General features: G+C 65.3%; 8 protein-coding genes. 5 read left to right on the top strand and 3 right to left on the bottom strand.

All coding sequences use genetic code 11. The features are described 5' to 3' along the window. Position 1: 1 nt before the first annotated feature. The 3 genes from ASF90_RS05845 to ASF90_RS05835 form a co-directional block, all read right to left on the bottom strand. Complete coding sequence (locus ASF90_RS05845) at positions 2-484, bottom strand: cytochrome c oxidase assembly factor Coa1 family protein (RefSeq protein ID WP_082473434.1); 483 nt, start codon at positions 482-484, stop codon at positions 2-4. A gap of 63 nt (positions 485-547) precedes the next feature. Continuing rightward, positions 548-2785, bottom strand: coding sequence for a S9 family peptidase (locus ASF90_RS05840; protein ID WP_055847144.1), 2238 nt, complete (start codon positions 2783-2785; stop codon positions 548-550). Positions 2786-3306: 521 nt separating this feature from the next. Continuing rightward, positions 3307-3996, bottom strand: coding sequence for a glutathione binding-like protein (locus ASF90_RS05835; protein ID WP_055847143.1), 690 nt, complete (start codon positions 3994-3996; stop codon positions 3307-3309). 412 nt (positions 3997-4408) lie between these two features. Between ASF90_RS05835 and ASF90_RS05830 the strand changes: the two genes are divergently transcribed. The 5 genes from ASF90_RS05830 (at position 4409) to ASF90_RS05810 (ending at position 12006) form a co-directional block, all read left to right on the top strand. Then, positions 4409-7423: a TonB-dependent receptor gene (locus ASF90_RS05830; RefSeq protein WP_055847141.1), complete on the top strand. Its 3015-nt coding sequence runs from the start codon at positions 4409-4411 to the stop codon at positions 7421-7423. Positions 7424-7575: 152 nt separating this feature from the next. Next, complete coding sequence (locus tag ASF90_RS05825; protein WP_055847138.1) at positions 7576-8277, top strand: SapC family protein; 702 nt, start codon at positions 7576-7578, stop codon at positions 8275-8277. Continuing rightward, the gene (locus ASF90_RS05820; RefSeq protein WP_055847135.1) at positions 8267-9280 is read left to right on the top strand and encodes a cupin-like domain-containing protein; all 1014 of its coding nucleotides are present in this window, start codon (positions 8267-8269) and stop codon (positions 9278-9280) included. The genes ASF90_RS05825 and ASF90_RS05820 overlap by 11 nt, the downstream gene beginning before the upstream one ends. Positions 9281-9290: 10 nt before the next feature. Beyond that, positions 9291-10856: a tryptophan halogenase family protein gene (locus tag ASF90_RS05815; protein WP_055847132.1), complete on the top strand. Its 1566-nt coding sequence runs from the start codon at positions 9291-9293 to the stop codon at positions 10854-10856. A 139-nt stretch (positions 10857-10995) separates the two neighbouring features. Further along, positions 10996-12006, top strand: coding sequence for an energy transducer TonB (locus ASF90_RS05810; protein ID WP_055847130.1), 1011 nt, complete (start codon positions 10996-10998; stop codon positions 12004-12006). Positions 12007-12340: the final 334 nt, after the last annotated feature.

The following is a 12340-nucleotide window of genomic DNA, read 5'->3' as shown; positions in this document are numbered from 1 at the left end:
GTCATGGCGTACGGGGCTGCGACTGCGCGGGAACTGCAGACGTCGCTGGCGACAGGTTGATCGGGTCGCCGTGTGGACCGGCAAACGTCAGGGTCTGGTAGGTCCAACGGCCGTGCATGCGCGTGGCATCCACTTGCACGTTGCCGCTACCGCGCGGCCCGTGCAGGCCCACGCTGAAATGCGTCTCGCCGATGTCGCCGACATAACTGATGCTGCCATCGGGCAGAAACGCTTCGGTGATGGGAGTGCCCAGGGTCTGCACGACATGCGTGTCGGCCTTGGCGATGCGCAGCGCGTCGCGGTACACATCGCTGGATTTCACTGCCGCAGTAATCACGTAGATCAACGCGCCGATCACCAATGCCAGCAGCAGGAATAGCGCCACGCCGATGCCGGGAACGACCCACTTCCAATGCCGGCTCCAGAACTCGACAGAGCGCAAACGATGCGGCGATGCAACGGGAATGGGGGGCGGCAGCGACATGGCACTCCGTGTGCGAACGCAGGGGAAACCGACAGGCGATACGTCTAACGCAGCGGCAGCCGTCTACTGCTGCGACGGCATCAGACAGCGCTGCAAAAACGCCTCGGCGGTCTTGTAACGGTGCAATGCATTACTGCCGGATAGCCCGTGCTTTGCGCCTGGATACGTCATCAACTCGAACGGCGTGCCGCGCTGCTGCAGCTCGCTCATCAACGCGGTGGAGTTGGTGAACAGCACATTGTCGTCGGCCATGCCGTGGATCAGCAGCAGCTTGGCGTGCAGGCCATCCAGATGGGTGGCGACGCGCGCGTTGCGATAGCCATCGGCGTTGCCGGCTGGCAGGTCCATGTAACGCTCGGTGTAGTGGGTGTCGTACAGACCCCAATCGGTCACCGGTGCGCCGGCCACGCCGCAGACATAGGCGTCGCTGTGTTTGGCCAGCAGCATCAGCGTCATGTAGCCGCCGTTGGACCAGCCCTGCACGCCGATGCGCGCCGGATCCACCCAGCGCTGGGTCTTGAGCCAGGCAACGCCTTGCAGCTGGTCGTCCACTTCCACCGTGCCCTGCTTGCCGTACAGCGCGCCACCGAAGTCGCGGCCGCGTCGCGGGGTGCCGCGGTTATCCAGCGAAAACACCACGTAGCCGCGCTGCGCAAGATATTGATCGAACAACGCATCGCCACGGCTGGGCCACACATCGAGCACGGTTTGTGCAGCGGGGCCGCCATAGACATAGACGATGACCGGGTAACGCTTGCTCGCATCGAAGTTGTCCGGCTTGGTCAGCCGGTAGTGCAAGGGTGTCTTGCCATCGGCGGCGGTGAGCGTGCCGAAATTGATCGGGCGCTGTGCGTCGCGGTACCTGGCATACGGATGGTGCGGATCGGCCAAGTCGTTCTTGAGCAATGTGGCGATTTTTTCGCCATTGGCACGAAACAGCTCGATCTGCGGCGGTGTGGTGGTGTTGGACCAGGTGTCGACATACACGCTGGCGTTGTTGGCGAAGCTGGCCGCATGCGTGCCATTGGATGTCGAACGTTTTTCAATGGCGCCGCCGGCCAGCGGCACTGCGTAGAGGTGGGTCTGCGTGGGCGAGTCCTTGCTGCCGGCGAAGTACACCAGGCCGGCCTGCTCGTCGACGGCCAGCAGCGCGTCTACCACCCAGGCGCCGGACGTCAGCGGCGTGAGCGTGGCGCCGTCTTCGGAGGCGAGGTACAGATGTTCGTAACCACTGCGCTCGGAATTCCAGACAAAGCGGCCGTCCTTGAGAAAACGCAGATCGTTGGTGAGTGGCACCCAGGTCGGCGAGCTTTCGGTGATCAGCGTGCGTTGCTTGCCGCTGGCCAACGTGGTTTCAATCAGCTCGAGCCTTTTTTGATCGCGCGATTGACGCTGAAAGGTCAGCCGCTGCGCATCGCGCCAATCCACACGTGCCAGGTAGATGTCCGGCTGCTTGCCCAGATCGATCCACGTCGGTACGGCGGCGGCGCGCGGTGCGATCACGCCCAGCTGCACGGCGACGTTCGGTTGGCCGGCCTGCGGGTAGCGCTGACTGATCACCTCGGTGTGGTCGGCATAGACCTCCGGGCGTTTTTGCACCGGCACCTGCGCTTCGTCGATGCGCGCGAAGGCGATCGCCGAATCGTCCGGCGCCCACCAGTACCCGGTGTGGCGATCCATTTCTTCGTCGGCGACGAATTCGGCCACGCCGTTGCCGATGGTCTCGCTGCCGTCGCGGGTGAGCTGCAGCTGTTTACCGCTGGCCAGGTCGATCACCCACAGGTTGCGCTCGCGCACGAAGCTGACAAAGCCGCCCTTCGGCGAGAGCTTGGCGTCGGTGGCGAAGCCTTCGCCGTGGGTCAGCTGGCGCACTGCGGCGGCGCCGGTCTTGTGCAGGTCGTACAGATACAACTCGCCACCCAACGGGAACAACAGCGCCTGCGCATCCGGCGCCCATTGGTAATCGACGATGCCGGTGAGCGCGGCGATGCGTTGGCGCTCGCGGCGGGCCTTTTCCACATCGCTGAGCGTTTCGGTGCCGGGCAACACCACTTTGGAATCGACCAGCAGGCGGGTCTGACGGCTGGCGATGTCGTATTCCCACAGATCCAGCTGGTTGCGGTCGCTGTCCTTGCCGCGCAGGAAGGTCACGCGCGAGCCGTCCGGGGCCACCTTGGGCTTGAGCAATGTCGGCCCCGACAGCGGCAACGGGCCGGTGATGGCCTCCAGGGTGAGTTTTTCGGCGTGGGCCATGGGGACGGTGCTGAGCATGAGGGCAAGGGCGGCGAGCAGGGCGCGCATCGAAGATCCTGTCTGAAGACAGCGCACAGGATGCGGGCGCGTGGAGTGTTTGAGAAGCGTGGCGATGATGTGTGCTCGCCACGGGATGGTGCGCGCGTGGTTGTGTGCGTGTGCTGCAGGGCTGTGCTGGGGGTGTGATCGCTCTGCTTTGGGCAAGCAGAAGTGCGTTTGGGCTGGCGGTTGCAGTTGGCGCGCTGCCGATAGTGCCTACACATTTTGTGCAAAGCAGATTGCGGGCCGCGGTAGGTCTGATGCTACTTGCGTACCCTCACCCCAACCCCTCTCCCGGGGGGAGAGGGGCTCGATCAGCCGCGTTCGATTTGTCGCGTGCGGTTGATGTGCGCGAGTGCCGCTGCTAACTCTTTGCTGCTGCTCGCTCTTGCTGCTCGCTCTTGCTGGTTGCTCTTGCTGGTTGCTGATTCTGCTTGCTGATGCTGCTTGCATTTGTTGTTGCTGCGCAGTTGCAACAGTCGCCGCGATCGCCGCGTGTACTGCTGCGCGAACGCTCCTACCGCTTTGCCTCAGCGCTTGCCGAACAGGTGCTTGCGCTCTTCGTCGCTGAGCGGCTTGCCGGCGTTGGGATTGACCTGCTCCTTGAGCGCATACGCACGTTGGGTGGCCGGGCGGGCGGCGATGGCGGTGTGCCAGCGGTGCAGATTGGGAAACGCTTCGAAGTCGGGCTTGAGGTCGCCATACACCTGCAGCCAGGGGTAACTGGCCATGTCGGCGATGCCGTAATCGTTGCCGGCCAAAAACGCATGCTCGGCCAGGCGCTTGTCGAGTACGCCATGCAGGCGGCGGACTTCGGCGTTGTAGCGATCGATGGCGTAGGCAATCTTTTCGGGTGCGTAGACGTTGAAGTGGCCCATCTGGCCGGTCATCGGGCCCAGCCCACCCATCTGCCAGAACAACCACTCCAGTGCAGCGATGCGGCCGCGGGCGTCGCGCGGCAAGAAGCGGCCGGTCTTTTCGGCCAGATACAGCAGGATCGCGCCGGACTCGAACACCGCCTGCGGCGCGCCGCCATCCGCGGGTGCATGGTCGACGATGGCCGGCATCTTGTTGTTGGGCGAAATCTGCAGGAACGCCGGCTCGAACTGGTCGCCCTTGCCGATGTTGACCGGCTTGAGCGTGTAGTCCAGCCCGGCCTCTTCCAGGAACAAGGTGACTTTGTGGCCGTTGGGGGTGGGCCAGTAGTACAGATCGATCATTGGTTCGCTCCGGTGCGTAAAGGGTGATTAGCGCGGCTGACGATGGGACCACGGCAGGCAAGTGGTCGGCAGGCCTGCGAGGCGCCGAGGTCGCCACCCGCCCCCGCCCTGCTGAACCTGCCTGCCGCACCTACGCGCCAACTCCGCTCGGCTGAATGTGCGCAGTCGCCATGTCGGTCGCCCAGGGATAGCTGCCACTGCGTCATCGACGCCCGATGGTACGACCAAGCGATCGAGTGCGGCTGCATCAAGCGATGTGCGTATTGGAACGATGTGTGACGCCATTGGCTTGCGGCCGATGCTGCACTGCAAATTGACTTTGTTAAGCCAGCGCTAACAAATGCGCGATTGCTGTTCGACCTTTGCCTGTCCCGTTTGGGGCCGGCTTTCTTTGCTTGGGGATGGAATCATCGTGAGAGAGCTACGCACCCTGCCGCGCACGCGGCGCTTGACGTCTGCCTTGTTGTTCGCATTGTCGACGCCGCTGGCCGCGCAAACCGCGCCGGCGCCGCAGTCGGCCTCGACCGTTCCCGGCTCCAGCCAGGCCGACCCTGCCACGCTCGATACCGTGCAGGTCAGCGGTATCCGCGGCAGCCTCACCTCGTCGATGAACGTCAAGCGCGACGCGCAGGGCATCGTCGACGGCATCGTGGCCGAGGACATCGGCAAGTTCCCCGATACCAACCTGGCCGAGTCGCTGCAGCGCATCAGCGGCGTGTCGATCGACCGTTCGCTGGGCGAAGGCTCGCGCGTCACCGTGCGTGGCGTCGGCCCCGACTTCAACTTGGTGTTGTTGAACGGCCGGCAGATGCCGGGCGCCAGCATCGAAGAATCCAATGCCTCCAACTCGCGTGCGTTCGACTTCGCCAACCTGGCGTCCGAGTCGATCTCCGGCATCGAGGTGTTCAAGACCAGCCGCGCCAGCACGCCCACCGGCGGCATCGGTGCCACCATCAACATCAAGACGGCCCGGCCGCTGGACAACCCGGGCATGCATGCCAACGTGGGCCTCAAGGGCGTGCACGATGCGTCCAACGAGAACCTGCCCGGCCGCCTGCAGGGCGACTCGCTGACGCCGGAAATCTCCGGCATCTTCAGCACCACCTCGGCCGATGGACGCTTTGGCGTGTCGTTGAGCGGCAGCTACCAGGAACGCGACTTTGGCTACAGCCAGGTCGGCGTGCCTAACGGCTGGCGTTCGTTCCGTGGCGATTCCACCGCCTACGGCACCATCCCGCAGCCGGGTGCGCCGGGCTCGGAGAACATTGTCAACCGCCCCGGCCCGAACGATATCTACTCGGTGCCGCAGAACCTCAACTACCGCGTGGTCGGCGTTGAGCGCCAGCGCACCAACGGCCAGCTGGTACTGCAGTACAAGCCGCTCGACAACATCACTACCACGCTGGATTACACGTACTCGGAAAACAAGATCCAGCAGCAGCGCAACGAAATGTCGGTGTGGTTCAACTACGGCCCCTCCGCCAGCGCCTGGACCAATGGTCCGGTGGCAGGTCCGATCACCTACTCGGAAATCGTCAACCCGGCTACCAGCGATCTGGCTACCGCCGGCTCCAACGCCGCGACGCGTAACCAGAACAAGTCGCTGGGCTTCAACGTGGATTGGGCGGTGAACGATCAGTTCAAGCTCAACTTCGATATCCACCGCTCCACCGCCGAAGCCGGCGCGGACAGCCCGTACGGGTCGAGCAATTCGCTGGGCGTGTCCGGCTTCTACCGCGGCACCTCGGTGGTGGATTTCAGCAAGGATTTCCCGGTGTTGCAGCAGCAGCTGGGCTTCGGCCTGAACGGGCTGGACCCCTCGCGCACGTTGGTCACCGGCTCGGCGTTCCGCAACAGCTACATGAAGTCGGAGATCGACCAGGCGCAGGTCAACGGCGACTTCACCTTCGAAAATTACTCGCAGTTGAAGTTCGGTATCGGCAGCACCGAAGTGAAGAATCGTTCGGCGTTCTCCAACGTGCAGCGCGATACCTGGGGCGGCAACGGCACCGCGGCTGATTACCCGGACGATCTGTGGATTCCGAGCTCGTTCGCGCAGTATTTCGATGCGATCGGCGGCAGCGGCAACCCGGCGCAGTTCAACCAGTTGTTCCTGTTCGACTTCGAGCGCGCACGCCAGGCCGCCGCGCAAGCTGCGGGCGATGACGCGCTGTACCGCATCTCGCCGGTGTTCAACACCGACCGCCGAGTGACTGAAAAATCCAAGAACGCCTACCTGCAGTGGAATAACAGCTGGGACGATCTGCGCGTGCCGATCAGCCTGGCCGCCGGTGTGCGTTACGAAGAAACCAAGGTGGACGCGCAGGCGCTGGTGCCGGTGGCGGTCGGCATCGATTGGGTCGCCAACAACGAGTTGCCGATCCGTCTGGCCGACTCGGCCTTCGCCGGCGGCAGCGGCAAGTACGAATACTGGCTGCCCAGCCTGGACCTGAGCTTCAAGCTCACCGACGACCTGGTGCTGCGCGGCAGTTACGGCGAAACCATCGGCCGTCCCGGCTGGGGCGACATCCAGGGCGGGCAGACGCTCAACCAGATCGCACGCCTGGAAGGCGGCACCGGCCAGGAAGGCAACCCCGGCCTGAAGCCGCTGCTCTCGCACAACATCGATGTTTCGCTGGAGTGGTACTACAGCGATGCCAGCTACGCCTCGGTGGGCTTTTTCCGCAAGAACATCGACAACTACATCGGTGTGACCACGCGCAACGACACCGCGCTGGGATTGAACACCCCGGTGGGCGGTACGTACTGGAACGAAGCGCTGGGCAACGGCTGCGCCTCGGCCGACCTGACCTGTATCCGCAACTACATCTTCCGCAACCGCGGCGGCGCGCCCGGCGTGGTGCGCGGGGCCGACGATGCCAACGGCAACGCCACCGGCGTGATCAGCGGGCAGCCCGGCGACCCGGTGGCCAACTTCGCCATCACCGCGCCGGCCAACCAGCGCTCGGCGTCGCTGGACGGGTGGGAATTCAACCTGCAGCACATGTTCGGCGTCAGCGGCTTCGGCGTGTCGGCCAACTACACCATGGTCGACTCCGGGCTGACCTATAACAATGCGGTGATCGGCGAGCAGTTCGCGCTGGAAGGCCTGAGCGATTCGGCCAACGTGGTCGGCTTCTACGACAAGGACAAGTGGCAGGTGCGTGCGGCCTACAACTGGCGCGACGAGTTCCTGGCCGCGCGTTTCGACGGCAGCGGCCAGCCCAACCCGGTCTACACCGAAGCCTATGGCCAGCTGGATTTGAGCATCGGCTACCAGTGGAACGAGAACCTGTCGCTGAGCCTGGAGGCGATCAACCTCACCGACGAAGTGCAGCGTCAGCACGGCCGGCAGAAGAACCAGATCGTCTATGCCACCCAGACCGGCCCGCGCTACATGCTGGGCCTGCGCTACAAGTTCTGGTGATGTAATTGCGGCACCGAGCGTCCCGGCAGCGCGTCTGCCGGGACGCTTGCACGACCTTCCTGCGACAGGTGCAGCACGACAGCGGCACTTGCCGCGCGAGGGGTAACTGTCCAAGCATGGGCCACGCGCCCCCGCGTGATGTGGCGACCCCCATGACCAATGCTGTGTTGTTGAACAATCTCGATCACCGCGATCTGCGCGTGATCACCGCCTATGGCGCCGCCTATGGCGATGACGTGATGTCGGCGGCGACGTTTCCGCAGGAATTCCGCCAGCTGCAAGGCCAATACCCAATCGTGTTCCACCGCAACGATAGCGGGCGGTTTCAACCGCTGGCCCTGCTGGGATTACGCCTGGGCGAAAACCTGTTTCTGGATGGCGCGCGCTGGGATGCGCCGTATGTGCCAATGGCGATCCAGCGCCAACCGTTTCTGATCGGCCAGCAACCGGAAGGGCCGATGGTGCACGTGGACCTGGACAGCCCACGCATCAGCACGCAGGACGGCGAGCTGCTGTTCCGCGAACACGGCGGCACCACCGATTTTCTGTATCACATCAGCCAATTGCTGCGCACGCTGCACGATGGGCTGGCGGCGAGCGACGCCTTCGTCGAGCGCCTGCTGCGCTACGAGTTGCTGGAACCGTTCGTGTTCGAAGCGACCCTGGATAACGGCCTGGACTGCCGGCTGGCCGGCCTGCATACCGTGCACGAAGAACGCCTGCGCGCGCTCGGCAAGACGGCGCTGCTGGACCTGCACCGGCATGGCGATCTGGAGCCGCTGTACATGGCGGTGGCTTCGGTCGCGCAATTCCGCCACCTGCTCGAACGCCTGAATCGCCGCCATGCCGGCTGAGCCGCGCGCCATCGACGAACGCCACGGCCTGGATCCGCAGCAGCTGGATCCTGCGCTGCTGCGTTCGACCACGCCGCTGGTCCTGCGCGGGCTGGTGCGCGACTGGCCGTTGGCGCAAGCCGGTGCGCAGTCCGCGCAGGCGGCCGCCGCGTACCTGCGTGGATTCGATCGCGGCGAAGCGGTGGTGGCGCAAGTCGGGCCACCGGAGATCGGCGGGCGGTTCTTCTACAACGCGGACATGAGCGGCTTCAACTTCCGCCCCGAGCGCGTGCCGCTGACGGTGGTGCTGGACACCTTGTTGCGCGACCTGCACAACGCGCAGCCGCCGGCGATCTATGTCGGCTCCACCACGCTGGACACCTACCTGCCCGGCCTGCGCGCGCACAACCCGATCGCGCTACCGCAGGCCGAGCCGCTGGCCAGTATCTGGATCGGCAACCGCACGCGGATCGCTGCCCATCAGGACCTGCCGGACAACCTGGCCTGCGTGGTCGCCGGGCGCCGCCGCTTTACGCTGTTTCCGCCCGAGCAGTTGAGCAATCTGTACATCGGCCCGCTGGATCTGACCCCGGCCGGTCAGCCGGTCAGCCTGGTGGATATCGCCGCGCCGGACCTGCAGCGCTTTCCGCGCTATGCGCAGGCGCTGGAACATGCCGTGGTCGCCGAGCTGGAACCGGGCGATGCGCTGTTCATTCCCAGCATGTGGTGGCACCACGTGGAAGCGCTGGAAAGCTTCAACGTGCTGGTCAATTTCTGGTGGCGGCAAAGCCCGGCCTACATGGATTCGCCGATGAACGCGCTGATGCTGGCGTTGCTCACCCTGCGCGACCTGCCGCCGGAACAACGCGCCACCTGGCAGGAGGTGTTCCGGCATTACGTGTTCGAAGCCGATGAGAGCACGGCTGCGCATGTGCCCGACGCGGCGCGCGGTGTGCTGGCCCCGATGGACGACAACCGTGCCCGCAGCCTGCGCGCGCGCTTGCTGCAACGCTTGAACCGCTGAGGATTGACGCATGTCGTACACCGCCCCCTTGGACCCCCAGCAGCGCCCGGTGCGGCGCGTGGTCATCGCCGGTGGCGGCACCGCCGGCTGGATGGCCGCCGCCGCACTGTCCAAGCTGCTGGGCCGGCAGTTGCAGATCACCCTGGTGGAATCGGATGAGATCGGCACGGTAGGCGTGGGCGAAGCCACCATCCCCAGCCTGGTCACCTTCCACCGGCTGCTGGAGATCGACGAAGCCGCGTTCATGGCCGCCACCCAGGCCACCTTCAAACTCGGCATCGGCTTCGAGCATTGGCGCGATGTGGACAAGCACTACATCCACTCCTTCGGCCACACCGGCACCGATCACTGGAGCGCGGGGTTTCACCACTTCTGGTTGAAGGGCCGCCAGCGCGGTGTGGCGCGCGACTTCGGCGACTACTGCCTGGAGTTGCGCGCCGCCCAGGAAGGCCGCTTTGCGCATCTGCCCAACGGTGGCATGAACTACGCCTACCACCTGGATGCGGGCCTGTATGCGCGCTTCCTGCGCCGCTTCAGCGAAGGCTTTGGGGTGCAGCGCATCGAAGGGCGCATCGGCGAGGTGCAGACCGACCCGGACAGCGGCTATCTCACCGCGCTGACGCTGCAGGACGGCACGCGCGTGGAAGGCGACCTATTCATCGATTGCACCGGCTTTGCGGGGTTGCTGATCGGCAAGACGCTAGGCGTGGGCAGCGACGATTGGTCGCGCTGGTTGTTTGCCGACAGCGCGCTGGCGGTGCAGACCGAATCGGTGGGCCCGCCGGTAACCTATACGCGGTCGCGCGCGGATCAATCGGGCTGGATGTGGCGCATTCCGCTGCAGCACCGCGTGGGCAACGGCATCGTGTATTCCAGCCGGTATACCGATCAGGACAGCGCCCGGGCCGTGCTGGAGCGCAACCTGCAAGGACGTGCGCTCACCGAACCGCGGGCGCTGCGCTTCACACCCAATCAGCGCCACCGCGTGTGGGAAAAGAACTGCGTGGCGTTGGGGCTGGCCAGCGGGTTTCTGGAGCCGATCGAGTCGACCAATATCCATCTGATCCAGCGCGGCATCGTCCGCTTGCTGCAGACCTTTCCGCAGACGATCAACGCGGTCGACATCGCCGAGTACAACCGCCAGGCGGCCGATGAAATCGCGCATATCCGCGATTTCGTGATCCTGCATTACCACGCCACCGATCGCCGCGACACGCCGTTCTGGCGCGACTGCGCAGCGATGGACATTCCCGACTCGTTACGCCACCGCATGGAGCTGTTTCGCCAGAGCGGGCGCGTGTTCCATCAGGGCAACGAGTTGTTTGCAGAGAACTCCTGGGTGCAGGTGATGCTGGGCCAGGGCATCACCCCGCAGCAGCACCACCCGGTCGCCGACCTGATGGGCGATGCGGAGCTGCGCCATTTTCTGGAAAGCATCCGCCAGCGCGTGGACGCGACCGTGGCCACGTTGCCGCCGCATGCGGACTTCCTGCGTCACCACTGCCCCGCCCCGCCGCTGCCCGACCCGGCCGCCCGCGCGCCGTCCGATGCGGCGCTGGCGGCCCCGGCAGGATGAATTTCGCATCCGGCTGCGGCAACCCTTGGCTTACACCGCCCCAGCAATGCTAGATTGCGGCATTGCCGTCCATTGCGGGAACAATGGCCGGCGCTCGCCGTAGCAACGTTATCTTTCGCACTCGGGGTAAGGGGGACGCATGTTGGATCTGACACAGGGCCGTATGGCACGCCGGATCGCGCCGGTCATTTTGCTGGTTGGCCTGGCTGCCTGCTCCAAGCAGGAAGACAAGGCCGCTACCACCGCGCCTGCCACCGGCACTACGCCGGCAGCATCGGCGGCGGCACCGACGCCCGCCACCGCGGTGTCGCCGCAGGTGCAATCGATGGCCGCCGATCAGTTGCGCGAATCGGCTACCAAGGCGCTGCAGGACAACCGCATGTACGCCCCGGTTGGCGACAACGCGGTGGAGTACTACCTGGCCCTGCGTGAGAAGCAGCCGCAGGACGCCACCGTCAACAGCGCGCTGACCGACCTGTTGCCGTACACGCTGATCGCCGCCGAACAAGGCATCAGCCGCGAAGAGTTCCCCGAGGCGCAGCGCCTGATCGCGCTGATCGAAAAGGTCGACCCCAAGGCACCGGCACTGCCGCGCCTGAAGTCGGGCCTGGAGACGGGCATGAAGACCGCCGCCAACCGCTCCGAGCAGGATGCCGAGCAGGCCAAGAAGTTGGTCGAGGACAAGGCCAAGCAGGCTGCCGAGCAGAAGCGTCTGGCCGAACAGCAGACCCGCGAAGCCGCCGCTGCCCAGCAGATTGCCGCCCAGCAGGAGGCCGCCCGCCAGCAGACCGCCGAAGCCGAGCGCCAGGCCGCTGCCCGCCGTCAGGCGGAAGCCCCTGCCCCGGCCGCACCACGCCCGGCACCGGCCGCCGCCGCCGCAGCGGCGCCCGCTGCGCAGTCGCTGCGCCCGATCAGCACCCCGGCACCGCGCTACCCACCCGAAGCGCTGCGCGCCGGCACCTCCGGCGAAGTGCTGGTGGAGCTCACGGTGGGCACGGATGGCTCGATCACCGCCTCCCGCGTGCTACGCGCCAACCCGCCGCGCGTGTTCGATCGCGAAGCGCTCAACGCCGTGAAGCGCTGGCGCTTCGAGCCGGTTGCCGCACCGGTCACCACCCGCCGCACGCTGTCGTTCAATCCGGGCGGTTGAGGCACTGATGGGGGAGGGCGTCGCTGCTTGTCGACGCCACCCTGGATCCCACGCCCCTCGATACCGGCACGCTGCACTAGGAGCGCGCCGGTATCGGCACGGGACGTTGCGGGATCGGAGATCGCCCGCACCGGGATCAAAGGCGTCTAGGACTGCAACCGGCGTGCGCTTCCGCACTTCGCCGCTGCTGATTGACGCAACAACTATTGGAAACGCAAAAGCCCGCAGCGATGCGGGCTTTTGCGTTGTGGAGCATGCGTGGCTGCACGTGGATGTGCGACAGCGACGTCACTCATCGAGAGTGTTACTGGGGCGTGCTGGCCGTACCCTCATC

The organism is Xanthomonas sp. Leaf148, assembly GCF_001423585.1.
GTDB lineage: Bacteria > Pseudomonadota > Gammaproteobacteria > Xanthomonadales > Xanthomonadaceae > Xanthomonas.
The sequence above is the reverse complement of the archived record's forward strand: the minus strand, read 5'-3'. Positions and strand labels throughout refer to the sequence as shown.